We start from the raw sequence: 25,258 nt of genomic DNA on the forward strand, positions 1-25,258 counted from the left end.
GGGCGGGGGCGGGGCGGGGCGGGGGTGGGGTGGGGCGGGGTGGGGTGGGGTGGGGTGGGGTGGGGTGGGTTAGAGGCGGTTGGCGCGGGTGTGTAGCAGGTCGTGGACGTTGTCGATGTCCGCTGGCGACGTCCGCGAGGCGAGCCAGTACATGACGCCGGTGGGGATGAAGAAGAGCTGGAACGCGGCCAGCCCGACGGCGAAGTTCAACGGCGGCGGGAAGGCCACCCGCAGCCCCTGGAAGGCCACCCCGACCAACCCGTTACCGGCCGCGCGACCGACCCCGTTGACCAGGTTGCCCAGGCTGTAGACCGTGCCCCGGTGCTCCGGCGGGTTGACGTCGGCGATCAACGCGAACCAGTTCGGTGAGTTGGCCGAGGTCAACGCGAGCGCCACGATCGCGGTGAGCAGGCTCAGCCCGACCGACGGCTCGGTGAACACACTGGTCAGTACCGCGCCCACGACCGCGCCGCCGCTGGCGCCGTCCGGCACGTCGATGGTCACCGGGACGAAGAACAGCACCAGGTAGAACGGCAGCGCGGCGAGGATGCCGACCGCGGCGACCAACGCCCGACCCCGAGGGGTACGCCGCTGCACCGCGTCGCCGATCAGGCCACCCACGATGGAGAACACCCCGCCGAGCTGGAACAGCGTGGCGAAGACGCTGCCCACCACCACGGCTGTCGACGTCGAGTAGCCCTGGGCCTCGGCCCGTTCGGCGAAGAGCACCGGCAGCCAGACCAGCGAGCCGAACGCGGCCTGCGCCGTCAGCCCCTGGAGGATCAGCCACCGGTTGGTCCGTCGGGCCAGGATGCGCGGCAGGTCGGCGCGACTGATCCGGTAGTCGTACTCGGCGCCGGCGTCCAGCCGGTCGGCCAGCTCCGGCTCGCTCTGGCCGCGCCGGACGTCGTACGTGAAGAGGTAGGCCAAAGTGGCGACCAGGCCGACGCCGGTCAGGATCAGGAAGGGTCGTCGCCAGTCGGTTGCCCCGAGCAGGCCGCCGACGAGCGTGCCCGCGAGGGTGCCGATCCCCTGGGAGAGGCCCCAGAAGCTCATCACCAGCCCTCGCCGGGACGGTGAGATCAGGTCGGTGACCACGGAGAAGCCGACCGAGCCGACCGCGCCGAGGCCGACGGCCGCGACCAGCTGCGCGGCCAGGAAGGTCAGGTACCCGCCGGCGAGCGCGCTGCCGCCGGTGCCGGCCGCCCAGAGCAGCGTGCCCACCATCAGCAGCCGCTTGCGGTTGGCCCGGTCACCGACGTACGCCCAGCCGACCGCGGCCACCGCGCTGACCAGGAAGCTGACCGCGGTGACCAGACCCAGTAGCCGCCCCGACACGCCGAACGCGTCGGAGATCGGGCCGTAGAGCGGCGGTACCAGCCCGATCGCGACGTTGTCCAGGGAGGCGAGCAGCACGAACACCACGACGCTGTACAACCGGTGGGCCGGGCCGCCGCCCCGACCGGGCGGGCGTGAGCCGGGCTGCGCCCGTCCCCGCTCGGGTCCGCCACTGGTCACCGTCATGCCGGCAGCCAACCAGACTCCGCGGAGAGGGCCGTCACGCGGGTGGGTGCCGGTCGACGTGACCCGGCACCCACCTCGTCGATCCGGACGGTCAGCGCCGGTCGAGGACCAGTCCGCGAGCCGCCGCGTACTGGTCCCGCACGGCGGGGACCGGCTCGGCCGCGTACTCCTCGGTGCCCTCGACCGCCCACTGCGGTGGCGTCGGGCCGCCCAGGGCGACCCAGGCGGCCTGGCGGGCGGCGCCGTCGGCGACGTACTCCCCGGCCGGCGGGACGACGACCGGGCAGCCGAAGACCTGCGGGGCGATCCGACGGACCGCGGCTGACCGGGCTCCGCCGCCGACCAGGATGACCCGGCGGACGGTGGCACCCTGCGCGGTCAACGCGTCCAGGCCGTCGGCGAGCGCGCAGAGCATGCCCTCGACGGCAGCCCGCGCCAGGTGCGCGGGGGTCGACGTGCGCAGGGTCAGCCCGTGCACGGCGCCGGTGGCGAGCGGTCGGTTCGGCGTCCGCTCGCCCTCCAGGTAGGGCACCATGACCAGCCCGTCCGCGCCGGCCGGCGCGGAGAGTGCCAGATCGGCCAGCTCGTCCAGGCTGACGCCGAGCATCGCGGCGGCGGCGTCCAGCACCCGGGCCGCGTTGAGCGTGCAGACCAGCGGCAGGAACCGACCGGACGCGTCGGCGAAGCCGGCGACGGCACCGCTCTCGTCGGCGGCCGGCACGTCGGCGACGCTGAACACGGTGCCGGAGGTGCCGATCGAGACGACCACGTCACCGGGGCCGGCACCGACGCCGAACGCGGCGGCGGCGTTGTCCCCGGTGCCCGCGCCGAGCAGCGCGCCGCCCGACCCACCCAGCTCGTCGGCCAACTTGCCGGCCGACTCCGCCGGACCGAGCACCTCGGGCAGCACCAACTGCCGGCCGAAGCCCCGTTCCAACAGGTCCGGTCGGTAGTCGCCGGTCGCCGGCGACCAGTAGCCGGTGCCGCTGGCGTCACCGCGGTCGGTGCGCAGCGCGCCCAACCCCGGGGCGCCGGCCAGCCGCCACGTCAGCCAGTCGTGCGGCAGGCAGACGGCCGCCACGCGGGCCGCCGCCTCCGGCTCGTGGGTGGCCAGCCACCGCAGTTTGGTGATGGTGAAGCTGGCCACCGGGACACTGCCGGCGGCTTCGGCCCAGAACCGACGCCCGGCCGCGCCGCCGCCGGCCTCCTCGACGAGGTCGGCGGCGGCGTCGGCGGATCGGGTGTCGTTCCACAACAGTGCCGGGCGGACCACCCGGCCGTCCTCGTCGAGACACACCATGCCGTGCTGCTGGCCGGCGACGGAGATCGCCGCCACGTCGGCCAACCCGCCGGCCTGGTCGACGGCGCTACGCAGCGCCTGCCACCAGGCTTCCGGGTCGACCTCGGTGCCGTCCGGGTGCGGTGCGCGGCCCTGCCGAAGCAGAGCCCCGGTCTCCGCGTCCCGGATGACCACCTTGCAGGACTGGGTGGACGAGTCGACGCCTGCGACCAACGGCATGGCGGGGCCTCAGCGAGCGCCGAGCAGGTGCTCGACGGCGAGCTGGTTCAGCCGGACGAAGGCGAAGCCCCGCTCGGCGACCGCGTCGACGTCGACATCCTCGAACGCGGACCGGTCGGCCAGGAACTCCTCGTAGCCCTCGCCGTCGTTGAGCGTCGGCGTGTTCAGGTCGCCGACCTTGCTGGCGGCGAGCGCCTCGACCACCTCGGGGTCGGCGCGGAACGCCGCGGCCCGCTCCTTGAGCAGCAGGTACGTGCTCATGTTGGCCGCCGCCGAGGCCCAGACACCGTCCATGTCCTCGGTGCGGGAGGGCTTGTAGTCGAAGTGGCGCGGCCCGTCGTAGGCCGGCCCGCCGTTGGGGCCGCCGTTCTCCAGGAGGTCCACCAGGGCGAACGCGTTCATCAGGTCACCGTGGCCGAAGACCAGGTCCTGGTCGTACTTGATGCCGCGCTGGCCGTTGAGGTCCAGGTGGAACAGCTTGCCCTGCCAGAGCGCCTGGGCGATGCCGTGGGCGTAGTTGAGCCCGGCCATCTGCTCGTGGCCGACCTCGGGGTTGAGGCCGACCAGCTCCGGGTGGGCCAGCTGGGAGATGAAGCCGAGCGCGTGCCCGATGGTCGGCAGCAGGATGTCGCCGCGCGGCTCGTTGGGCTTGGGCTCCAGGGCGAACCGCAGGTTGTAGCCCTTGTCGATGGAGTACTGGGTGAGCAGGTCCACCGCCTCGCGGTAGCGGTCCAGGGCGGCGCGGACGTCCTTGGCGAGGTCGTACTCGGAGCCCTCGCGGCCGCCCCACATGACGAACGTGCTCGCACCCAGCTCGGCGGCCAGGTCGACCTGACGCAGCACCTTGCGCAGCGCGTACCGGCGGACGTCGCGGTCGTTGCTGGTGAAGCCGCCGTCCTTGAAGATCGGGTGGGTGAAGAGGTTGGTGGTGACCATGGGCACCACGAGGCCGGTCTCGTCGAGGGCCTTGCGGAACCGGGCGATGTGCTGGTCCCGGGTGGCGGCGTCGACGCCGAACGGGATCAGGTCGTCGTCGTGGAAGGTGATGCCGTACGCGCCCAGCTCGGCGAGCCGGTGCACCGCCTCGACCGCGTCGAGCTCGGGACGGGTCGCGTCACCGAACGGGTCGCGGGCCTGCCAGCCCACGGTCCAGAGCCCGAAGGAGAACTTGTCGGCGGGGGTGGGACGGGGTGCCATGAGCGACCTCCGGGGTGGTGTTGTCCGCTATTTGTTCAGCGATTGAATTATTTGCTCAGCCTATGGCACTGTCAAGGGGTGAGCCTCACCCACGCCCCGGCCGGCGCAGTCCGTCAGGGCAGTCTGCGCGAGCTCAACCTCGCCCTGGTCCTGGGCCGGATCGCCGCGGCCGACCGACCGCCGTCCCGCGCCGACCTGGCGACCGCGACCGGCCTGACCCGAGCCACGGTGTCCGCGGTGGTCGAGGACCTGCTCGCCGGGCAGTTGGTCAGCGAGTCCGAGCCGGCCCCCCGCGCCGGCGCCGGCCGCCCGGCCCGCGGTCTCGTCCTGGCCGACCAGGGGCCGGCGGGGCTCGGCCTGGAGGTCAACGTCGACTACCTGGCGGTCTGCGTGGTGGACCTCGCCGGACAGGTCCGGCACCGCACCGTGCACCGGGCCGACCTGCGCCCGGTGGCCCCCGCGGACGCTCTCGCCCAGCTTGTCGAGATCGCCGGGACGGCCCGCGACGTCGCCGCCAGCGAGGGCCTCACCCTGGTCGGGGCCGCACTGGCGGTGCCCGGCCTGGTGGACGACGACGGGCTGGTCCGGCTCGCACCGAACCTGGGCTGGCGCGACGTGCCGGTACCCGCGCTGCTCGCCGCGCACCCGCCGCTTGTCGAGCAGGTGCCCGGCGTCCCGGCGCTGGTCGTCGACAACGAGGCCAACCTCGCCGCGCTCGGCGAGCTGCACTCCCGGCCACCCGGCCCGGCCAGCTTCCTGCACATCTCCGGAGAGGTGGGCATCGGCGCCGGCATCGTGCTCGATGGCGCCCTGTTCCGGGGCGTCCGCGGCTGGAGCGGTGAGATCGGGCATCTCCCGGTGCACCCCGAGGGCCGTCCGTGCCGCTGCGGCGGACAGGGCTGCCTGGAGCAGTACGCCGGCCAGGAGGCGATCGTGACCGCCGCCGGGCTGACCCGGACGGAACTCCCCGCCGACACCGCGACAGCGCGGCTGGCCGAGCTGGCCGAGGCCGGTGACCCGGACGCGCTGCGGGCGCTGCACGACGCCGGGACGGCGCTCGGTGTCGCGGTGGCCGGTGTCGTCAACCTGCTCGACCTGGACACCGTGGTGCTCGGTGGCGGGTACGCGGCGCTGGCACCCTGGCTGTGCCCGCCAGTGCTCGCCGAGATCGCCAGTCGGGTGCTCACCGCCGCCTGGTCGCCGGTCACGGTCCGGCCGTCGCGGCTCGGCGCGGAGGCCGCCGCCGTGGGCGCCGCCGGCTCGGTGGCCCGCCGGATCGTCGCCCAGCCCGCCGGCTGGCTGAGCCGCTCCGGCTGATCGACGCCCCGCGCTCGGTGGTCGGGTGCCCGTCTGGCTCGGTAGCCTTTCCCCAGCCAGCGATCCGCGGCGAGGAGGCGAGAAGCAGGATGCGCACAGGTCGTCAGACGCGCGGTGGCGTCGGACGGTGACCTCGACCCGGCAACCCAGCGGCAGCACCCTGCCAGCGGACGCGAGACGCGCCCGCGAGCTGCTCGACGGGCTCGCCGAGGCCGTGCTGACCACGGACGGGACCGGTCGGGTCACCCTGGCCAACGCCAGGGCCACACACCTGCTCCCGGAGATCACCGTCGGCAGCGACCTGGCCGGCTGCCCGGTGGCCGCCCTGGCCCGAGCGTTCGCCGAGGACGCCGCCCAGTTCGACACCGAGCACCACGGCCGGCGACTACAGGGCACCCGGCGGCAGCTGGCCGACTCCCGGTACGCGTGGTACGTCCGCGACGTCACCGAGGAGCACGCCCACACCGCCGCGCTGGAGGCCGAGCGCGCCCGCACCGCCTTCCTCGCCCAGGCCGGCGGTCGGCTCGGGCTCGCCCTGCACCGGGACCAGGTGCTCCTGGCCACCACCACCCTCGCCGTGCCGTACCTGGCCGACGTCGCCGTGGCCCTGCCGCGACCGGCCACCCCGACCGAGCCGCACGCCCGTTGGGTCCGGTACGCCGACGGAGAGCCGACCCCGGTCACCGGGCTGGCCCGCGCGACCCGGACCGGCAGCGTGCCCGGCCTCGCCGAGGCGCTGAGCGGCGAGTTCGCCGAGCCGAGGCCAGGGCTGGACGCCGAGTTCGCCGAGCCGAGGGCCGAGCCGGACGCCGAGTTCGCCGACCTGGCCACCATGCTTCCGCCCGGATTCGGCCGCCCGGGCGCCGTGCTGGTCAGCCCGCTGACCAGCGGCGACGGATCGGCCGGCGCCCTGCTGCTGATCCGCCGGGTTGGGCGGGCCGGTTTCGACGAGCGTGACCGCGAACTGGCCCGCGAGTTCGCCGCCCGGGCCGGCGCCGCACTGACCAGCGCCGACCTTCATGGCGAGCAGATCCACCTGGCCCAGGTGCTGCAAACAAGCCTGCTCCCGCCCGAGCTGCCCACCGTTACCGGTGTGACCATGGCCGGCGGATACCGGGCCGCCGGGGACACCCTGCGCATCGGTGGCGACTTCTACGAGGTGTTCCCCCACTCACGCGGTGCCCTCTTCGCCCTCGGCGACGTGTGCGGCAAGGGGGTGGGCGCGGCCGTGTTGACCGGCCGGGTCCGCCAGTCGTTGCGGACGCTGCGGCTTGTCGAGCAGCGACCACTGGAGCTGATCCAGCTACTCGACCGGGCGTTATCCGACGCCCCGGACGCGGCGCGGCACAGCCAGTTGACCACCCTGCTGCTCGGCTCGATCGAGCGCGGGTCCGCCGGGCTGGACATCCGGATCGCCGGCGGGGGCCACCCGGCGCCACTGCTGGTCACCGCCGCCGGCAGGGTCAGCACGGTCCCGGTCGGCGGGATGCCGGTCGGCGCGCTGACCGCCGCACGATTCGCCGAGACCCGGGTGCACCTCGACCCGGGTGACCTGCTGTTCGCGTACACCGATGGGGTGACCTCGGCGCGCGGGCCGGGTGACCTGACGACGTTCGGTGTGGCCCGGCTGCGCGCGGCGCTCGCCTCGGCGGCCGGGCGGACGCCGGCGGCGCTCGTCGAACGGGTGCGGCAGGCGGTCGACGACTGGCTGGCCGGGGAGTCCCACGACGACATCGCGATGCTGGCCGTGGGTGCCCCGACGCCGCAGTGATCGACGGCCCTCCCGGAGGCCGGTGGAATCGAGGTGATCAGGCGGTCCGCGCCACCGGCGGTCCGCCGGCCGACCGGTCCCGGTTGCCGCCGATCGACCGTTCCGGGTCACCCGACGGGTCCGCCCAGACCGTGCGGGTCTGCCGGTCCTGGTCGATCGACACGTCTCCCGAGCGCCCAGCGGGCCGGTCCGGGTCGTGCGGCCAGTCCCCCGGATCCGTCGGGTCACCCGGCGAATCGGTGATCTGCGGCTGCTGCTGGCGAGCGACGTTGTCGAACTCCCGCATGCCGTCGAGCAGCGCGTCGCGGCCCGCGGGGCTCATCCCGGCCAGTACGGCGGCGAGCTGCGCCTGACGGTCGGCCCGCAGTTCGGCGAGGAGCCGACGGCCCTCCGGAGTGAGGTGCAGCGAGATCTCCCGCCGGTCGAAGCGGCCCGGCTCACGCTCCAGCATGCCGGCGGCGACCAGCCGGTCGCAGAGGCGGCTGGCGGAGCTGAGCAGCATGTCGAGCCGGGTGGCCAACCGGCGCAGGTTGATCCCGTCGTGCTGCTCCACCACCATCACCGCGCGTAGCTGGGCGCCGGACACCCGGCCGGCGGTCCCCTCCCGGGCGGATTCCCAGATGCCGAGCAGGGCTGCGGCCGCCACGTCCAGCGCGGCAGCCATACTCGTCTCGGGGTCCGTCGGACGGTGCAGTTCAGCCATGGTGGCCCGAGAGTACTCCGAACCCACTGGTGGTCGAGCTTTCAGCGAGGGAGTGACGATGAGCGAACCGGTCAGTCAGGCACGACGTGCCCTGAATGAGACACCGGCGGACCGGCTCGTCGGCGGTGTCGGGGAGGTGCTCGCCCGGTCGTACGGAATCACCGACGTCGAGCTGTACCAGGTCGACTACCGACTCGCGGAGCTACTGCCACTCACCGAGGGTGACCCGATCACGAATCCCGGGCATCCCGCCTGGCGTGCCTTCGACCACCAGTCGCCGATACTGACCGACGGCACCGCCTGGTTCCCGGTGACGATGCGTGGCGAGCGTCGCGGGGTACTGTGCCTGGCGCCCGTCCCGGACGACCGGAAGGTCCTCGTCGAGCTGGCCGACATCGCCACCGCACTCGCCCACGAGGTGGCGGCGGTCTCCGCCGGCACCGACGTCTACCAGGCGGCGCGGCGGACCCAGCGCCTCACCCTGGCCGCCGAGATGCAGTGGGATTTGCTTCCCGGCCGCAGCCGGATCCGTCCCTCGTTCAGCCTGGCCGGGCAGTTGGAGCCGGCGTACGCGGTGCGCGGCGACAGCTTCGACTGGTCCGACGACGGGGAACGACTCTGGTTGTCCACGATCAACGGCACCGGTGAGGGTGTCGCCGCCTCCCTGCTCACCTCGCTGGCCACCCACGCGCTGCGCAACGCGCGTCGGGCCGGGCTGAGCCTGGCCGACCAGGCCGCCCTCGCCGACCGGGCCCTCTACGACCTGTACCGGGGCGAGCAGCACCTCTCCGCGTTGCTGATGGAGCTGGACCTGCGGTCCGGGATGATGACGGTGGTCGACGCCGGATCACCCCGGCTGGTCCTGCTGCGCGACGGGGAGGTCACCGAGCAGCCCCTGGAGGCGCAGTTCCCCCTCGGCATGTTCGAGGAGACCGACTACCACGAGCAGAAGTTCCCGCTGGAACGCGGCGACCGGCTCTTCGTGGTCAGCGACGGGGTGGTGGAGGCCACCGGGCAGCACGTGCGCTACGGCGAGACGGCACTGGACCGGTTCCTGCGGCGGACCGGGCCGATGGAGCCACTGGAAGCCGTCCGGTCCCTGATCGGTGACCTGCGCGCCTTCGTGGCCGGTGACCTGGTCGACGACGCGGTGGTCGTCTGCCTGGACTGGACCGGCCCGCAACCGTGACCGGCGGTCGTCAGTACGCTCCGCGGCCGTTCAGGACCGCACCGAAGGTCTTCCAGAGGATGGTGAGGTCGGCGGCGAGGGACCAGTTCTCCACGTAGTAGAGATCGAGCCGGATGCCGTCCTCCCAGCTCAGGTCGGAGCGACCGCTGACCTGCCACAGCCCGGTCATGCCGGGCTTGACCAGCAGCCGCCGGGCCACGTCGCCGTCGTAGCGGGCCACCTCCGAGGGCAGCGGTGGCCGGGGGCCGACCATGCTCATCTGACCCAACAACACGTTCACCAGTTGCGGCAGCTCGTCCAGCGACCACTTGCGCAGCAACCGGCCCACGCGGGTGACCCGGGGGTCCTGGCGCATCTTGAACATCAGGCCGTCGGTCTCGTTGCGCGCGGTCAGCTCGGCGAGCAGCGTGTCGGCGTTCACCACCATGGTGCGGAACTTGAACACGCCGAACTCCTGCCCGCCCCGACCGACGCGGACCTGCCGGAAGAGCACCGGGCCCCGGCTGTCCAGTTTGATGGCCAGGGCGATGACCGCGATCAGCGGCATCAGCAGCGCCAACGCCAGCGACGAGGCCGAGCGGTCGACGAGGCCCTTCACCAACTTGCGCGCACCGCGAAACTCCGGTGCCTCGACGTGGATCAGCGGCAGGCCGGCAACCGGGCGGGTGTGGATCCGCGGGCCGGCGACGTCGGTCAGCGCGGGCGCCACGACCAGGTCGATGCCGGTGCCCTCCAACTGCCAGCCGAGGCGGCGCAGCCGGGTCGCGGTCAGCTCTCCGGAGGCGGTGACCGCGACCGTGTCCGCGCCGATGGCCGTGGCGGCCTCCGGGATGCCTCGGAACGACCCCACCACCGGTACGTCGCCCAGTCGCTGTGCCACCGGCGCGAGCAGCGCGTCCGGAATGCACGCGCCGACCACCTGGTAGCCGGCGTACGGCTCGCGACGCAGCGTGTGCACCAACTCCAACACGTGGGCGGTGTCGCCGACCACCAGCACCCGGCGAGACCAGCCGGCACCCATCGAGCGGGCGCGGTGCAGGCGCTTACGGGCGGCGAACCGCGCCACCTCCAGCCCGACGGTGCCCACCCCGAAGGAGATGCCGAGGAAGCCCCGCGACACGCCCAGATCGGTGATGTAGCCGATGATGGCTATCGCGCCGGCCAGGCGCAGGCTCGCGGAGCTGACCCGCCGGTACTCGTCCGCCCCGTAGCCGATCACCCGGTCGTCGTAGCAGCCAAGCGCCTTGAGCGAGATCAGCCAGGCCAGCACCAACCCCGGGGCCACCAGTACGTACGGGACCTCGGAGCCGGTCGGCCGGCCGTCACCGAATCGGGTGACGTAACCGATGAACAGCGCGACGATGAGCACGGTGGTGTCCAGGACCACCATGACCCGGACGTAGGACCGCTCGTCGGCGCGCGCCACCAGCCCGGCGCGATTGTCGTTCGGCTCCGCCGACGTGGCGGGGGTCAACAGTGTCGCCGCGGTCACCGGCCCTCCCACTCTGCTCAGGATGGCCCCGGCCAATGGGTCGGACCGGAGGCGGACCGACCATGCCGGAACAGTCGACATCCTGCCTCGATAACTATGACTACCGATTGCTTCGGACGTATTGCCGTCACTTTTCTTCAACCTGGAAGCCAAAAAAGGCCTGCCTACCGGGGATCCGGTAGGCAGGCCTTCGACCTCGGTGCGTCAGCTCACCGCGGTGCCGGCGGACGACGCGCGATGGCGCTGAGGAAGATGCTGCCGATCTCACTCGGATCCTTGGTGACGAAGACGTCGCCACCGGTCACCTTGGTGATCGACTCGAGCTCGGCCTTGCTGACGCCCTCGCCGATGCCGATCATGATGACCTGGACCGGCCGGTCCGGATCGGCGACCTGCTTGAGCTTGGCGAGCAACTGCTGCTGGTTGAGGCCGTTGTCGTCGTCGTTCTTGCCGTCGGTGAACAGCACGATCGAGTTGACCCGGCCGGGTTGCCAGTTTTCCTGCACCGCCTGGTACGCGGCCAACATGGTGTCGTAGAGGCCGGTGTCGCCGTCGGAGGGTTTGATGCCGCCGAGCGCGCCCTCCAACTGGGCACGTTGGCCGGAGAGCGGGCCGATGCCGACCAACTCCCGGTAGTCCCGGTTGCCGACCAGCTTGGTGGAGAAGGTCCACAGGCCGATCGACCAGGAGTCGTCGAAGAGGCCGAGTCCGCGACGGGCCGCGTCGACGGTGACCTCCTCCCGGCTCCGGTTGTTGGCGGACGGCACCGGGTCCTTCATCGAGCCGGAGACGTCGATGACGGCAAGCATCCGGCCGGGCTGGGTGGCGATCGACCAGCTGGAGACGACCCGCTGGATCGCGGCCGGGTCCAGACCACCCGCGGCGGTGCCGCCGTTCGCCGGCGCGGTCGGCGCGCCGCCGGACGGGCTCGGGGCACCCTGCGGGGCCTTGAAGCCGTCACCCCAGTTGCCGTCCGGCGAGCGCAGCGACTGCGCCGCGAGCCGGTTACGGAAGGAGGGGCTGGTGAGCAGCTCGAACAGCACCCGGGCCGCCGAGGCCTTGCTCGGCTCGATGCCGGGCAGCACCGCGTACGGGTAGTCCAGCGGCATCGGCGCCGGCTCCATGTAGAGCGCGGCGAGCGGCACCGGTGGCTTCTTGCTGTTGAAGGCGATCACGTCCTCTTCGGACAACGCCGCCGCGCCCAGACCGCTCGCGATGGTCGTCGCGTCGTTCGAGGTCGGGAACCGGGCCAGCAGGTCGTTGCGCAGCGAGGATCGACCGGTGGCCAGTGCGCGAAGCGCGCCGACGGTGCTGCGTTGGGCGTCCTCGCCCGCGCCGTTGGCGGCGGCGGTCAGCGAGAGCAGGCCGGACAGGCCGGCCGCGTCGCGGGTCGGCTCGACGATCCCGGTGTGCAGCGGTGTGCTGGTGTTGTTCATCTGCTTGAGCAGGTCGGTCCAGTTGAACTTCTTGTCCGGCCAGCCCAGCCGGAGGGCGATCGGCTCGGGCATCGCGACGACGATGGGGCTGCGCGCGATGGACGCGCCGTTGGTCGGAGCGAACGCGGTCGCGTCCTTCTTCAACCGCAACAGCCAGGTCGAGGAGTCCGGCACCCAGACGTCCGGGCTGACGGCGGTGCCGCTGGCCTGCCCCACACCGGCGAGGACCGCACCGTGCTTGGCCGCCACCACGGCCGCCACGTCGACTGGGTCGGACGCGGAGACGTCGACCCGGATGCAGGTGGGACCCACCGCGGCGCCGTCCTTGACCCACTGGGACGCGGCGGCGTCCACCGCGGGTGCGAGCTCGGAGGCGACCGCCACCGCGAGTCGGATCTCACCCGAGCAGTTGGACTGGATCAACTCCCGATAGCCGAACCACGCGCCGGTCGTGACGACGAGCACCGCCGCCATCGCGGCGGCGGCTGCTAGGTGGAGTTTCGAACGCATGCGATGGCGGCCTGCTGACACGGTGACCATCTTGCGTACAAGGTGCCGTCTCTGCCACATCCGTTCGGCCTAAAGTTACGGAGGAGAAACAGTTGATCACCATTTAGCGACAGAGCGTGACGTAGCGGCCCCGAGGTGTTGCCGAATCAGCGCCGGCTTCACGTCCCTGCGTCGGCCCTCACGGCAGCACACACGTCGGGCTCGGCACCGGCACCGGCTCTCCGATCGCCTCCGGAACGCCGGTCTCGACGTCGCGCCGGAAGACCCGCACCATGTCGGCCCGTTCGTCGGCGACGTAGAGGTGCTCACCGATCAGCGCGAAGTGCCGGGGCCACTCACCACCGGTGTCCACTTCGGCCACCAGTTCGGGCAATTCCCCAGCCAGGGCGAATGCCGACAGGGTCCCCACCCCCCGGTTGGCGACATAGAGAAACCGTCCGTCCGGGCTGACCGCGACCTCCGAGGGCTGCACGTGACCGGGCCGCTCGCTCGCCTCGACCCGACCCCGCTTGTGCAACGCGCCGTCGTCGGTCAGCTCGTACGCGGTGACGGAGGCGTCCAGCTCACCGACGACGTAGCAACGCCGTCCGTCCGGGTGGCGGGCCAGGTGCCGGGGTCCGGTGCCCGGCGTCGTGCGGGTGCGTGGCGCACGGGGCACCAGCCGCCCGCTCGCCGCGTCCAGGTCGTACCGGTAGACCGAGTCGGTGCCGAGATCCACCGCGAGCAGTGGCCCCTGGCCCGGCCCCGGCGAGACCATGTGGGCGTGCGCGTGGTCCTGCCGCTCCGGGTCGGGGCCGTGCCCCTCGTGCACCACCAGGTCGGTGCGCTCGCCGGGCACCCCCTGCGGGTCGAGCGCGAAGACCGCCACGCTGCCGCTGCCGTAGTTGGCCGCCACCAGGTGGCCGCCGTCGGGCACCACCGCCAGGTGGCAGGGCTCGGCCCCGCCTGTCGACCGGCTGCCCAGCGGATCCAGCGCGCCGTCCGGCCCGACCCGCCAGGCGCTGATCTCCCCGGCCGTCAACTCGTTCACCGCGTACAGCACCGGCTGGGTGGGGTGCCGCGCCAGGAAGGAGGGGGACGGGGTGACCGCCACCGTGCCGAGCGGGGTCAGCGCCCCGGTCGTCGGGTCGCGGCGCGCGGCGACGATGCCACTGCCCCGCCCACCGCTCTGCGCGGTGTAGCCCCCGATGTGGACGACCTCACCCTGAGCACTCACGTTCCACTCCTCCGCCGGCATCCTCCGCTGATCCAACCAGAGGCTGCCCGCATCGCCCGCCGGTTAACCGGCTTTGCCGGCCGGATCTCAGGCCGCCGGCACCGGCTCCCCGCGCTGCCGGGCGACATGTTCGACCAGAGAGATCAACACCATCTTTCCGGACTGCCGGTCGCGGGCGTCGCAGAGCACCATCGGCACGTCCGGGTCCAGGTCGAGTGCCCGACGTACGGTCTCCAGGTTGAACCGGCGGGAGTCGTCGAAGCAGTTCACGCCGACCACGAACGGGATGCCACGCTGCTCGAAGTAGTCGATCGACGGGAAACAGTCGGCCAGCCGACGGGTGTCGGCGAGCACCACCGCGCCGAGCGCGCCGAAGGCCAACTCGTCCCACAGGAACCAGAACCGATCCTGGCCCGGGGTGCCGAACAGGTAGACCTGCAGGTCGTCGTTGATGGTGATCCGGCCGAAGTCCATCGCCACCGTGGTGGTCGACTTGCCCTCCACCCCGGAGACGTCGTCGGTGCCGATCCCGGCGCCGGTCAACACCTCCTCGGTCTGCAACGGGCGCACCTCGCTCAGGGCACTGACCAGTGTCGTCTTGCCAGCTCCGAAGCCGCCCGCGATGAGGATCTTCAGTGCCAGCGGGATGGTGGTGCTGGTGCCCGTATGGTCATAGCGCACGGAGTCCACTGACCACCGCCTTGAGGATGTCGTCGTCGGGAAGTTTTCCGGCGGCCGGCGGCTCGTGCACCGCAACCAGCCCCTCGGCCAGGAGATCACCGAGTAGTACCCGGACCACACCGACCGCGAGGTCCAGTTCGGCTGCCAACTCGGCCACCGACACCGGCCGGAGGGCCAACGCGATCAGCCGTCGATGCTCCGGGAGCAGGTGTGGATGGCCGGCGTCGTCGACGTCCGATTCCGCAAGCACGATCGCGACCAGGTCGAAGCCGTCGCCGGCGGAACGGACCCGGCCTTTGGTGAGGGTGTACGGGCGCACCACCGGGCCGGCCTCGCCGTCCAGCCACTCGTGTTGCGGCCCGGGCGGCTCAGCCCGCATCACCGTCTCCCGCCGACGATCGGGCCGGCGCGGCGAGGCTCTCCCCCACCCGGATGACAAGCATCGCCATCTCGTACGCGACCAACCCGATGTCCGCGGCGGCGTCGCTCACCACCGCCAGGCACGCGCCCTGCCCGGCGGCCGTGACGAAGAGGTACGCCGACTCCATCTCCACCACCGTCTGCCGGACCGGGCCGCCGTCCACGTGCCGGCTGGCGCCCCGCGCCAGGCTGGAGAAGCCCGCGGCGAGCGCACACAGGTGCTCCGCGTCGGAGCGCTCCAACTCGGCCGAGCAGCCGAGCAGGAGACCGTCGGCGGACAGCACCACCGCCTCCCGGGCCGCCGGCACCCGTTGCACCAGCTCGTCGAGCAACCAGTCCAGGCCGGCGCTCTGCTTCGTCGAATGCCGCACTAGGCGTCCCTCTCAGTCGCGGTCGGGGGTTCGGGGGGCGTCGCCGGGCTGGCCGGGGCCGCCGGTCCGGGTGGCACTGCCGGAGCTGCCGGGGTGGTGACGGTGGCGCGTCCGCGCGCCGTGCCGGCCTGCAGGGCCGCCATCACCCGGCGCACCTCCTCGGGAGACCGGGGCGCCGGGGTTTCGGTGACTGTCGACCGGGGTTGGGCGGCGGCGGGGGTACGACGTCGCACCCGGCGGGGCAGACCGTCCAGCTCGTCGTCCGCCGCCGACCCCGCGTCGCCCGGCCCGCCGCCCGAGGTCGGTGCCTCGGTGGGTGGGGCGGACGGTGCGGCGTCGGCGCGCGGCGCGGTGGGTGGGCGGGTGCGGGGCACGGCACCCCGACGCGCCGTACGGGCCAGCCGCCGGGCCGGGTCGGCCGACGCGGCGGGAAGCGTGGCGGGGTCGGGGCCGGCCGGCGGCTCGGCGGTGACCAGGTCGGCGGGGATCAGCACCACCGCGGTCACCCCGCCCTGCTCGGAGGGACGCAACCGCACCCGTACGCCGTGCCGGGCCGCCAGCCGGGCCACGACGAACAGGCCGAGCCGAGCGCTCTGCGCCGGGTCGAACTCTGGCGAGCTGGCCAGTCGGGTGTTGGCGGTCTCCAGGGCCGCGGCGGACATGCCCAGCCCCTGGTCGGTGATCTCCAGGGCGTACCCGTTGGCCACCCGTTCCCCGGTGACGGTGACCCGGGTGTCCGGCGGGGAGAAGGCGGTGGCGTTCTCGACCAGCTCGGCGAGCAGGTGGATGACGTCGCCGACCGCCCGGCCGAGCACGCCGGCGGGCTGCGCGCCGGCGATGTCCACCCGGTCGTACGCCTCGACCTCGGAGATCGCGCCGCGGATCAGGTCGACCATCGCGACCGGGTTTCGCCAGCCCCGGCCGGGCGCGGAGCCGGCGAGGATGACCAGGTCCTCGGCGTGCCGGCGGAGCCGGGTCGCCAGGTGGTCGACCTGGAAGAGCTCGGCCAGCTCGTCCGGGTCCTCGGCACGGCGCTCCATGCGGTCCAGCAGGTGCAACTGACGGTGCACCAGGCTCTGGCTCCGGCGGGCGATGTTGAGGAAGACCTCGTTGAGCCCACGGCGCAGGGCGACCTCGTCCACGGCGGCCTGGACGGCGGTGCGCTGCACCTCGGTGAAGGCGCGGCCGACCTCGCCGATCTCGTCGTGGCCGTACTCCAGTGGCGGCGCCTCCCGGGCGACGTCGACCTGCTCGCCGCGCCGCAACCGGGCCACCACGTCCGGGAGACGGTGCTCGGCCAATTCCAGCGCGGCGGTGCGGACGCCGGTGAGGCGCTGGGCCAGCGTGCGGCCGAGCCGCAGCGCCACCAGCACCGAGACCACCACGGCGACGAGCCCGAGCACACCGGCGGCGGCGAGCCGTGCCAGGATGCGTACCGCCATCGGCACCGAGCGGTCGGTGAGACCGTCGGCCTCGGCCAGCTCGAAGTCGCGCAACTGCTGCTGCACCGCGTCATGGCTGGTCTGCCAGGCCGCCGCGTCGACCGGCGGCCGGCCCGACCGGTTGGCCACGACCAGCGCGTCCTGCATCGTGCGCAACCGGGTGAACGCCTCGCCCTCGGCCAACCGCTGGTACGCGGCCCGATCGGCCGCGGGCAGGTCGGCCACGGCGCTGTCGGTGAGCCACCGTTGGTTGCCGATGGCCTGCACGAGTTGGGTGTGCTCCCCCTCGGCGAACCGTCCGGCGCTCAGCGCGCCGGCCAGCAGCGCGTCGCCCTGGCCGAGCAGCTCCCGGGAGCGGCCCAACGCGGTGAGTGCCAGTGCCTGCCGGTTGAGGTCCGGGTCGTTGAGGGTCGCCATCGCGGAGAACGCCTGGAAGGCCGCGGTGACCATGCCGCTGTAGAGGCCGACCGCGCCGCTGCGGTCCAGACTGCGGTCGTCGATGAATGTCCGACCGGCCGGCAGCGCCGCCAGTGCGGTGACCAGATGGTCGATCCGGGCCTCCAGCGCGTCGTTCGCGGCGTCGCGCAGGGCTTCACCGTCGACGCGGCGGCGCAGCTCGGCGATGGCCCGGTCGGTGCGCTCCCGTTGCTCGGCCAGGACGGGCAGCCGGGTGGTGCCCGCGAGCTGCACGACCGAGAGTCGGCGTTCCCGTTGCAGCTCGGTGACCACGACCTCGCCGGGGCGACCCAGGTCGTACAGCAGGGTGCGAGCGGAGAGCAGATCCAGGGCGGGACCGAAGGTCAGCGTGGTCGCGAAGATCCACAGCGCCAGGAGCGCGGTCACCGGCACGACGACCAACGCGGTCAGCTTCGAGCGGATCGGCCAGTCGCGGGTTCTCATCAGACCTCGCCCGTGCAGGGGTGGCAGGAGGGGTGCCGGCACCGCCGGGCAACGCGTCGGCCGGCTGCGCGCCCGGCGTGACGCCGGGCACCGGCGCGGGCGCCTTGGGCAGGATACGTAATCAAGGGCCGTTGCACTACTGCCCGTCGCGCCGACATCGACGCTCCGAGATGCCTTGCGGGCGACCGCGGATCCGCACCCGGTCGACCTGAGCAGGCGCGTTTTCTGGACCTGGTCAGGTCTGGGCCGGTCGGCGGGGCGGCAGCGCCGGACAGCGCTTCTCCCGTCCCGGAGGCAAGCCGGCCAGAAAGTACCCCGGATCGGGATTGGCGATCAGTGCGCGGAGGGAATACCAGGTGACGAAGGAGGAGCCCATGTCGCCCACGCAGGTAATCGTCATCGTGCTCGTCGTGCTCGTGGTCGTCGCGGTGCTGGCCGTGGCCGTCCGGTCGCTCGGCCGCCGTCGCGCGCTGCGCGACCGGTTCGGGCCGGAGTACGACCGGGTGGTGGAGGAGCAGGACAGCCGATCCGCCGCCGAGCGCGAACTGCGCGACCGGGAACGCCGGCACGCCGAGCTCACGCTCACCCCGCTCAGCCCGGAGTCCCGGGCCCGCTACAGCGCCGCCTGGGAGGAACTCCAGGTGCGCTTCATCGACTCGCCCGGCGATACCGTGGACGACGCTGACGAACTGGTCACCCGGCTCATCGAGGAGCGGGGCTACCCCACCGGGGACTTCTCCGACCAGATCGCCCACCTCTCCGTCGACCATGCGCGCACGCTGACCAACTATCGGGACGCGCACAACATCAACCTGCGCAACTCCGAGGGCGAGGCCAGTACCGAGGAGCTGCGGCAGGCGATCGTGCACTACCGGGCACTCTTCGCCGACCTGCTCGGCGAGGAGCCGGTCGGCCACCGTACGCCCGAACAGCGCCACCACCCGGACCACGACTCCACGAGCCGCTGAGGAGGCCACCGATGCGCCAGGAAGAGCAGCAGGTGAGCAACGACCACCCGGAGGCCGTCCGGTCCGCGCCCGTCCCGGTACCGCCCACCGGCGACCGGGCCGGCCGCTCGGACGTCCCCGAGGACGCCCTGGACGACCGGGGCACCTTCGACGACCAGACCGCCCCGAACGAGCGGAACGCCTCGAACGAGTGGACCGCCCCCGGCGAGCGAGCCGGCGACACCGACCGGGACGCCGCGTACGACCCGGTCGACGACGAGCGAGCCGACGACTCCGACCCGCGCCACCGGCGGGACGACCGCTCCGCCGACGAGGGCGGTTTCCACGAGCCGGGGCCACTGCCCACGGCGTTCGGCGCCACCACGGTGGCCGACGCGGTGGCGGCCTCGGCACTCGCGAGCCCCAACCCGCAGGATCAGCCGGACGCTCGGGCCGAGCGGACGGCCCAGCCGGGCGACGGCGCCGAGGACGGCGAGCGTGAGGGCCTGCGGGCCGACCCCACGGCCGAGTTGCACCGCCGCGACGTCGCCCCGGGGACCGACCCCGACGCGGTGGCCGCCGGCTACGGTAGCGCCGCGCCGGAGATGGTCGATCCGGACGCGGACGGCGAGCCGGTCGACACCGAGGGCGACGGCACCTCGTTGGGGGCTGCCGGGACGTCCCGGCCCGCCGGGTCGACCGTCGCGGCCGAGCCGGCGACACTCCTGGACACCGACACCGCGCAGGGCTTCCGGGACCGCTGGCGCGACGTGCAGCTGCGTTTCGTCGATGATCCGCACGCGGCGGCCGGCGAGGCGCAGTCGCTGGTGGAAGAGGCCATTCAGGCTCTCTCGTCGGCGCTGGCCGCCCAGAAGAACACGTTGGGCGGGTGGCAGGACGCCGGCTCGGCCGACACCGAGCAACTGCGGATGGCGGTGCGCAACTATCGGGACTTCCTGGACCGCGTACTGGGTCGCTGAACGACGCGCCACCGAGGGGCGCTCCGGCCGGTCGGCCGGGGGCGCCCCTCGCCCTGTGCGGCGGGTACGCCTCGCCGTCGACGAGCCGGTCGGCAGGCGCGTGACATCCCCCAATCCGCCCGAACCTCACCGAACCAGCGTCGAGGCGTGAAAACGTCCGGACGGGGTAATAGGGCGCGCGCGCACCAACCAGCGCAGACGTCGGGACGAGGGGTGACGGGATGGACGGCGACGGTCTTCGGCTCAACATGAACGGCCTGGACTACCTGATCCTGGCGCTGTACTTCGTCACCGTCCTCGGGGTCGGCATCGCCGCGCGCCGGGCGATCCGGACCAGCGTCGACTTCTTCCTCTCCGGCCGGTCCCTGCCGGCCTGGGTGACCGGGCTCGCCTTCGTCTCGGCGAACCTGGGCGCGCTGGAGATCATCGGTATGGCCGCGAACGGCGCCCAGTACGGCGTCATGACGGTCCACTACTACTGGATCGGCGCGGTGCCGGCGATGGTCTTCCTCGGCATCGTGATGATGCCCTTCTACTACGGCTCCAAGGTCCGCAGCGTGCCCGAGTACCTGCGGCTGCGGTTCAACCGCCCCACCCACCTGCTCAACGCGCTCAGCTTCGCCGTCGCCCAGGTGCTCATCGCCGGCGTGAACCTCTACGCGCTGGCCCTGGTGATGCAGGCACTGCTCGGCTGGCCGCTCTGGACCGCGATCGTGGTCGGCGCGGCGATCGTCCTGGCGTACATCACCATCGGTGGTCTGACCGGCGCGATCTACAACGAGGTGCTTCAGTTCTTCGTCATCCTGGCGGGCCTCATCCCGGTCACCGTGATCGGCCTGGTCAAGGTCGGCGGGGTGAACGGCCTGATGGACGCGGTACGCGACTCCAAGCTCGGCGAGGCGGGCCTGCACGCCTGGCAGGACACGGGCAGCACCGCCAACCCGCTGGGCGCGCAGTGGATCGGCATCGTCTTCGGCCTCGGTTTCGTGTTGTCCTTCGGCTACTGGACGACGAACTTCGCCGAGGTGCAGCGGGCGCTGTCCGCGAAGAACATGAGCGCCGCCCGGCGTACGCCGATCATCGCCGCGTACCCAAAGCTGTTCATTCCCCTGGTCACGGTGATCCCCGGCCTGGTGGCCCTGGTGACGGTCAAGGGCCTGGGGGCGGAGACCGGCGACCTGCAGTACAACAACGCGATCCCGCTGCTGATGCGCGACCTGCTCCCCAACGGCGTCCTCGGCGTCGCGGTCACCGGCCTGCTGGCGTCGTTCATGGCCGGCATGGCGGCCAACGTGAGCGGTTTCAACACCGTCTTCACCTACGACATCTGGCAGGCGTACATCCGTCGCGACCGGCCGGACGACTACTACGTGCGGGTCGGTCGGTGGGCGACGGTCGCCGCCGTGGTGGTCGGCATCGGCACGGCGTTCATCGCGGCCGGGTTCAGCAACATCATGAACTACATCCAGGCGCTCTTCTCCGTCTTCAACGCGCCACTGTTCGCCACCTTCATCATCGGCATGTTCTGGAAGCGGATGACCGCCCTCGCCGGCTTCTGGTCGCTGCTGCTGGGCACCCTGGTGTCGCTGAGCCTCTACCTGCTCTACAAGGGCGGCGTGATCGACTTCAACTCCGACCTAGAGGAGAGCTTCTGGGGCGCCGGTCTCGCCTTCGTCACGGCGGTGGTGGTCGCCGCGATCATCACCCCGCTCACCGCGCCCAAGCGCGACGAGGAGTTGCGCGGGCTGGTCTACGGCATGGGCGGCGTCGACCTCAAGGGGGACGTGCTCGCCGGGGACGCCGTCTGGTACCGCTCCCCGGTGCTGCTCGGTCTGATCGCGGTCGCGCTGGCCGCCCTCTTCTACATCCCGGTCTTCTAGGAAAGGAGTCGGCAGATGAGCAACGACGGCCAGCCGGCACAGGACCCGCTGATCGACGAGTCGCAGGAGGAGCAGCGCCGATCCGCCGCCGCCCGACTGTTCGACGTCCGCCGGGTGATCGGTGGCCTCTTCGTGGCGTACGGGGTGATCGTGACGTTGATCGGCGTCTTCGACAGCGCCGCCGAGATCGACAAGGCCCAGGGTGTCCGGATCAACCTGTGGGCCGGGTTGGTGATGCTCGTCTTCGGCCTGCTCATGCTGTTCTGGCAGTGGCGGCGCCCGGCGGAGCCGCCGGCCGCCAACGAGAAGCAACCCGGCACCTGACGGCTGCTCCTTCGGCCTGAGCGAGACCCGTCGGCCTGAGCCCGCCCCGTCGGCCTGAGCCCGCCCCTTCGGCCGGTGCCCGGCCCTTCGGCATGAGCCCGGCACGAGGGGGTACGCCAGGGGCAGCAGGCAACGTGTCGGACACAGGAGGCACCACCATGACCGATCGCGATCGGCAACCGCCGTTGGAGGACAGCCCGGAGGTCGCCTCGGCGGTGGACGACGACGCCACCGTCCCGCAGTTTCGGACCGGCGGCGGCCCCGACCGGGACACTCCCGGGTTCGCCGAGCCTCGCAGCCGGCCGGACGACCTCGCGCCGGACACCGACGAGCTGATCGGCGACCCGTACGGTGCCGGCACCGGGGCGACCGGGACGGGCACCGGGGCCGGCGGCGACAACATCCGCACCGGCGCGGAACAACCCTGGGAGCCGGAGGACCTGGTGATGGCCCGCGGGCAGGACCTCACCCCGGAGAACCTGGACAAGGCCCGCCGCGATCTGGCTGAGCAGGGTCGGGCGGCCATCGAGCGCACCGTGCCCTGATCGGACACGAAGGGGGGTCCCCGACCCGACCTTGACGGTCGGGCCGGGGACCCGGGGGACCTGCCGCCGGCAGTGCCTCACCTACTGCCGGCGGCGGGTGGTTACGGTCGCGATCCGGTCAGAGCGCCGGGTACGCGTTGCGCATGAGCTCCTGGAACTGCGCGGAGAACCACGCACCGGAGATCGGCGCGTCGCCCAGTGCCCCGGACGGGTTGTTGCCGTTGCGGGCGTTACCGCCGTACGTCGGGTCGCACATCCGGTCGAAGCCCTTGCCCTCGTTGTTCGGGATCTCCTTGCTGGAGCCGTCCGACTCACCCGGCGGCTTCACCCAGACGTACGCGTCGATGCCCGCCGCCGGGGTCGCCCGGGGCCGCTCACCGAGACCGGCGCCGGCCTGGTTGCACCAGTTGCCGAGGTGGGCCCGGCGGTCGATGCGACCACCGTTGACGTAGGCGTCCACGCTGGTCATCGGGCCCGGCCCGGTGGGCCGCGCGGAGCCGCCCCAACCGTTGCGGGACGTGTCGATCAGCATGCCGATGTTCGAGTTGAAGCCGACCGAGACCAGCTGGTTGCGGAACGCCTGGGCGAACGACAGCTCGTCGACGTAGAAGTTCCAGTCAACCCACTTGGACTGCCGCACCGTCTGACCGTTGACGTTGTCGGTGACCTTGAAGTGCGGCTCCTGCAGCGCCGAGTAGTTCGCGGTGTTGGTGATGAACCCGTGCACGTTGTTGACAGTGCTGCCGGAGGCGACCGCGGCGGTCTTCAGGATGTTGGAGGTCGGGACGAAGTTGGAGTCCCAGCCGAGCCAGCCGTGGTGGCCGGCGTCGATGTAGTTGTAGACGTTGCCGAGCGAACCCAGCTTGGCCAGCGCGTAGCCGACACCGTTGACGTAGGCGCCGTTGGCCTTGACCGTGTCGCACATGACCGTGCCGCCGGGCTGACCCGAGGTGTTGGTCACGATGTTCGGCAGCGAGTCGATCTCGATGATGTTGATGATCCGCAGGTTGCGGTACTTCGACTCACCCTGGATCGCGGCGATCGGGTCGATGTACTCGGCCTTGTACTTGGGCAGCTCGTCCGGACCCAGCTCACCGTTGGAGGAGAGCGCGGAGCAGTCCCGGCCGGGCAGGTTGTAGATGACGAACTGAATGTAGCCAGCGCCCTGGCGCAGCGCCTCGTCCAGGTGGTCACGCACCCCGAAGGCACCGTTCGAGCTGCTGTCCGGGGTGCCGTTGATCGCGGCGATCCGGTCCAGCCAGACGGCGGTGGGGTTGTTGGAGACCCGGCTTCCGCCCGGCTCGGCGTCCGCCTTGGCCTTCCACTCCGGGTTCACGTAACCCGGCACCCCGACGTACGGGTTGTCCACCTTCTGCCCCGGCGGCGTGCTGGTCGGGGGCGCGCTGGTCGGCGGTGCGCTGGTCGGAGGCGCGCTGGTGGGCGGCGCGGACGTCGGCGGCACGCTGGTCGGCGGCGCGGAGGTCGGGGTGACACCGCCGTTGCAGACCACGCCGTTGAGGGTGAACGAGGTCGGCTTCGGGTTGCTGCCGCTCCAGGCGCCGTTGAAGCCGATGTTCGCCGACGCGCCGGCGGCCAGGGTGCCGTTGTAGGACATGCTCCGGGCGGTCACCTGGCTGCCGGACTGACTGAACTCGGCCGACCAACCCTGCTGCACCCGCTGGCTGGAGTTGGGGAAGGTCCAACCCAGCGTCCAGCCGTTGACCGGGTCGCCGAGGTTCTTGATGGTGATGCTCGCGGTGAAGCCGCCGGACCAGTCGTTCGTCGTGTAGCCGATCTCGCACTGCGTCGCGGCCTGCGCCGCCGTAACCGGAATCGTTACCAACCCACCGGCGACCAGGGCACCCGCGCCGGCGAGCGCGAGGGCCCGGCGTTGGCCGGACAGCCTTCTCCACATATTCATGCCACTGATCTCCTTGGGCGAGACCGGGCCCACGTACGGCCCGGCGAGACGGCCCGGTGGGCGTCCTGCACGGACGGCCGCCGGCGCCAACGGGATTCTTTCGGGGACGCCCGACCCGGACGGGCGATGGTGGTGGTGGTGGTGCACGACCGGCACGGTGACCGGTCGATCGACGGCGGGATGTCGCCCCGGTGACACCGGGTGCCCTCGACTGCCTGCCTGCGCGGTGTGGCTCCCCCGAACCGCGTGCGCCGATTCTTGCATGGGAGCGCTTCCATGGCAATGGCTCGATGCGTCGCGGGCCGGCGGGGCTCGCCTGCGGAGCCGTTTCGGACGATACCCCCGAGTTCGCCCGAGCGGCACGTCCGAGACGTGGGCGGCACTACCGGATGGCCGGAGCGGGTCCGACACGACGAATACCGAACGCCGTGGGCCAACCGCAAGGCGGCGCGGTGCCAGAGATGACGCGGCGCGCACTGAAAGCCGCGTAGCACCCCTTCACCTCTTACCGGGCCAAAGGTCAAAACGCGAATCTTTCACTTCATAAGTCATGAAACGGTCTAACGTCGGTCTTAGCTCGGTTGTCGCCGGGCTCAGGACAACAGGGATGGAGTGACGCAGGTCATGGCTAAGAAGATGCTCGGGAAGGTCGTTGCGGGCGCCGCGCTCGGCGGCGCGTCGCTCCTGGTGTTCGCACCGGGGATCGCCTACGCCAACGGCCACGACGACGGCAGGGACCAGGACGGCAAGGTCTACGCCAAGCCGCACGTCGTCAAGGCCGGCGAAGAGATCAAGCTCCTCGAGATCTGCCCGGATCGGCAGGAGCACGCGTTCGTGTGGTCCAAGGTCACCGGCAAGGTCAAGCTCGAGCCGGCCAAGGAAGACCGGGGCGAGGACCGCGAGTGGGGCGAGGAGGAGGACTCCTACGACCACGAGAACGGCAAGGACGACGAGGGCAAGGACGAGAACGGTA

Annotated in this window: 19 protein-coding genes and 2 pseudogenes; 9 read left to right on the forward strand and 12 right to left on the reverse strand. The window is 72.1% G+C overall.

Going from position 1 to position 25,258, the window contains the following annotated elements; all coding sequences use genetic code 11:
• Positions 1 to 69 precede the first annotated feature (69 nt).
• The 3 genes from AB0A90_RS13370 to xylA all read right to left on the reverse strand — a co-directional run bounded on the left by AB0A90_RS13370 (position 70) and on the right by xylA (position 4,240).
• The gene (locus AB0A90_RS13370) at positions 70 to 1,524 is read right to left on the reverse strand and encodes an MFS transporter (protein ID WP_357246199.1); all 1,455 of its coding nucleotides are present in this window, start codon (positions 1,522 to 1,524) and stop codon (positions 70 to 72) included.
• Between the two features lie 91 nt (positions 1,525 to 1,615).
• On the reverse strand, positions 1,616 to 3,043 hold the full coding sequence (gene xylB / locus AB0A90_RS13375; RefSeq protein WP_357246202.1) for a xylulokinase: 1,428 nt from the start codon (positions 3,041 to 3,043) through the stop codon (positions 1,616 to 1,618).
• A gap of 9 nt (positions 3,044 to 3,052) precedes the next feature.
• Positions 3,053 to 4,240, reverse strand: a complete 1,188-nt coding sequence (gene xylA / locus AB0A90_RS13380; protein WP_357246204.1) for a xylose isomerase — start codon at positions 4,238 to 4,240, stop codon at positions 3,053 to 3,055.
• Between the two features lie 78 nt (positions 4,241 to 4,318).
• Here xylA and AB0A90_RS13385 point away from each other — a divergent pair, with 78 nt between their 5' ends.
• Positions 4,319 to 5,557: an ROK family transcriptional regulator gene (locus AB0A90_RS13385; RefSeq protein ID WP_357246207.1), complete on the forward strand. Its 1,239-nt coding sequence runs from the start codon at positions 4,319 to 4,321 to the stop codon at positions 5,555 to 5,557.
• Positions 5,558 to 5,684: 127 nt separating this feature from the next.
• Positions 5,685 to 7,328, forward strand: coding sequence for a SpoIIE family protein phosphatase (locus AB0A90_RS13390; protein WP_357246210.1), 1,644 nt, complete (start codon positions 5,685 to 5,687; stop codon positions 7,326 to 7,328).
• Positions 7,329 to 7,365: 37 nt separating this feature from the next.
• Here AB0A90_RS13390 and AB0A90_RS13395 read toward each other — a convergent pair whose 3' ends face one another.
• On the reverse strand, positions 7,366 to 8,031 hold the full coding sequence (locus AB0A90_RS13395) for a MarR family transcriptional regulator (protein ID WP_357246213.1): 666 nt from the start codon (positions 8,029 to 8,031) through the stop codon (positions 7,366 to 7,368).
• 58 nt (positions 8,032 to 8,089) lie between these two features.
• On the opposite strand from AB0A90_RS13395, the gene AB0A90_RS13400 reads away from it, so the two are divergent.
• Positions 8,090 to 9,220 (forward strand): PP2C family protein-serine/threonine phosphatase, encoded by a 1,131-nt coding sequence (locus AB0A90_RS13400; protein ID WP_357246216.1) that lies wholly within the window; start codon positions 8,090 to 8,092, stop codon positions 9,218 to 9,220.
• 10 nt (positions 9,221 to 9,230) lie between these two features.
• Here the strand turns inward: AB0A90_RS13400 and AB0A90_RS13405 are convergent, their stop codons facing one another.
• From AB0A90_RS13405 to AB0A90_RS13435, 7 genes are all read right to left on the reverse strand, one after another.
• The gene (locus tag AB0A90_RS13405) at positions 9,231 to 10,697 is read right to left on the reverse strand and encodes a sugar transferase (protein WP_357247132.1); all 1,467 of its coding nucleotides are present in this window, start codon (positions 10,695 to 10,697) and stop codon (positions 9,231 to 9,233) included.
• Positions 10,698 to 10,921: 224 nt separating this feature from the next.
• Positions 10,922 to 12,679 carry a substrate-binding domain-containing protein gene (locus tag AB0A90_RS13410; protein ID WP_357246219.1) on the reverse strand — a complete coding sequence of 586 codons (1,758 nt, stop codon included), beginning with the start codon at positions 12,677 to 12,679 and terminating at the stop codon, positions 10,922 to 10,924.
• A 157-nt stretch (positions 12,680 to 12,836) separates the two neighbouring features.
• On the reverse strand, positions 12,837 to 13,874 hold the full coding sequence (locus tag AB0A90_RS13415; RefSeq protein WP_357246220.1) for a lactonase family protein: 1,038 nt from the start codon (positions 13,872 to 13,874) through the stop codon (positions 12,837 to 12,839).
• 87 nt (positions 13,875 to 13,961) lie between these two features.
• Positions 13,962 to 14,564, reverse strand: a complete 603-nt coding sequence (locus AB0A90_RS13420; protein WP_357246223.1) for an ATP/GTP-binding protein — start codon at positions 14,562 to 14,564, stop codon at positions 13,962 to 13,964.
• Entirely contained in the window at positions 14,545 to 14,934 is a 390-nt protein-coding gene (locus AB0A90_RS13425; RefSeq protein ID WP_357246225.1) for a DUF742 domain-containing protein, read from the reverse strand. The genes AB0A90_RS13420 and AB0A90_RS13425 overlap by 20 nt, the downstream gene beginning before the upstream one ends.
• Entirely contained in the window at positions 14,924 to 15,346 is a 423-nt protein-coding gene (locus AB0A90_RS13430) for a roadblock/LC7 domain-containing protein (RefSeq protein WP_357246228.1), read from the reverse strand. The genes AB0A90_RS13425 and AB0A90_RS13430 overlap by 11 nt, the downstream gene beginning before the upstream one ends.
• Positions 15,346 to 17,688, reverse strand: a complete 2,343-nt coding sequence (locus tag AB0A90_RS13435) for a nitrate- and nitrite sensing domain-containing protein (protein WP_357246231.1) — start codon at positions 17,686 to 17,688, stop codon at positions 15,346 to 15,348. The genes AB0A90_RS13430 and AB0A90_RS13435 overlap by 1 nt, the downstream gene beginning before the upstream one ends.
• A 374-nt stretch (positions 17,689 to 18,062) precedes the next feature.
• Between AB0A90_RS13435 and AB0A90_RS13440 the strand changes: the two genes are divergently transcribed.
• The 5 genes and pseudogenes from AB0A90_RS13440 (at position 18,063) to AB0A90_RS13460 (ending at position 22,364) form a co-directional block, all read left to right on the forward strand.
• A complete protein-coding gene (locus AB0A90_RS13440; protein WP_357246234.1) occupies positions 18,063 to 18,656 on the forward strand; it encodes a hypothetical protein in 594 nt (197 codons plus the stop codon).
• 320 nt (positions 18,657 to 18,976) lie between these two features.
• Positions 18,977 to 19,165, forward strand: a pseudogene (locus AB0A90_RS13445) (hypothetical protein); the annotation flags it as partial.
• A 671-nt stretch (positions 19,166 to 19,836) separates the two neighbouring features.
• Entirely contained in the window at positions 19,837 to 21,495 is a 1,659-nt protein-coding gene (locus tag AB0A90_RS13450; RefSeq protein WP_357246237.1) for a sodium:solute symporter family protein, read from the forward strand.
• Positions 21,496 to 21,510: 15 nt separating this feature from the next.
• Positions 21,511 to 21,819, forward strand: coding sequence for a hypothetical protein (locus AB0A90_RS13455; RefSeq protein ID WP_357246239.1), 309 nt, complete (start codon positions 21,511 to 21,513; stop codon positions 21,817 to 21,819).
• A gap of 158 nt (positions 21,820 to 21,977) precedes the next feature.
• Complete coding sequence (locus AB0A90_RS13460) at positions 21,978 to 22,364, forward strand: hypothetical protein (RefSeq protein ID WP_357246242.1); 387 nt, start codon at positions 21,978 to 21,980, stop codon at positions 22,362 to 22,364.
• Positions 22,365 to 22,482: 118 nt separating this feature from the next.
• Here AB0A90_RS13460 and AB0A90_RS13465 read toward each other — a convergent pair whose 3' ends face one another.
• Positions 22,483 to 24,285, reverse strand: a complete 1,803-nt coding sequence (locus AB0A90_RS13465; protein ID WP_357246245.1) for a glycoside hydrolase family 6 protein — start codon at positions 24,283 to 24,285, stop codon at positions 22,483 to 22,485.
• A gap of 612 nt (positions 24,286 to 24,897) precedes the next feature.
• Between AB0A90_RS13465 and AB0A90_RS13470 the strand changes: the two are divergent.
• Positions 24,898 to 25,258 (forward strand): annotated as a pseudogene (locus tag AB0A90_RS13470) (hypothetical protein); the annotation flags it as partial.

The sequence above is a fragment of the Micromonospora sp. NPDC049204 genome, from assembly GCF_040647935.1.
Taxonomy (GTDB): Bacteria; Actinomycetota; Actinomycetes; order Mycobacteriales; family Micromonosporaceae; genus Micromonospora.

Bases quoted from the DNA above. Each gene is read 5' to 3' on its own strand.
- AB0A90_RS13440 (WP_357246234.1), top strand. From the start codon at position 18,063: ATGTCGCCCACGCAGGTAATCGTCATCGTGCTCGTCGTGCTCGTGGTC.
- AB0A90_RS13425 (WP_357246225.1), bottom strand. From the start codon at position 14,934: ATGCGGGCTGAGCCGCCCGGGCCGCAACACGAGTGGCTGGACGGCGAG.
- AB0A90_RS13455 (WP_357246239.1), top strand. From the start codon at position 21,511: ATGAGCAACGACGGCCAGCCGGCACAGGACCCGCTGATCGACGAGTCG.
- AB0A90_RS13395 (WP_357246213.1), bottom strand. From the start codon at position 8,031: ATGGCTGAACTGCACCGTCCGACGGACCCCGAGACGAGTATGGCTGCC.
- AB0A90_RS13450 (WP_357246237.1), top strand. From the start codon at position 19,837: ATGGACGGCGACGGTCTTCGGCTCAACATGAACGGCCTGGACTACCTG.
- AB0A90_RS13460 (WP_357246242.1), top strand. From the start codon at position 21,978: ATGACCGATCGCGATCGGCAACCGCCGTTGGAGGACAGCCCGGAGGTC.
- xylA (WP_357246204.1), bottom strand. From the start codon at position 4,240: ATGGCACCCCGTCCCACCCCCGCCGACAAGTTCTCCTTCGGGCTCTGG.
- AB0A90_RS13435 (WP_357246231.1), bottom strand. From the start codon at position 17,688: ATGAGAACCCGCGACTGGCCGATCCGCTCGAAGCTGACCGCGTTGGTC.
- AB0A90_RS13465 (WP_357246245.1), bottom strand. From the start codon at position 24,285: ATGAATATGTGGAGAAGGCTGTCCGGCCAACGCCGGGCCCTCGCGCTC.
- xylB (WP_357246202.1), bottom strand. From the start codon at position 3,043: ATGCCGTTGGTCGCAGGCGTCGACTCGTCCACCCAGTCCTGCAAGGTG.
- AB0A90_RS13370 (WP_357246199.1), bottom strand. From the start codon at position 1,524: ATGACGGTGACCAGTGGCGGACCCGAGCGGGGACGGGCGCAGCCCGGC.
- AB0A90_RS13400 (WP_357246216.1), top strand. From the start codon at position 8,090: ATGAGCGAACCGGTCAGTCAGGCACGACGTGCCCTGAATGAGACACCG.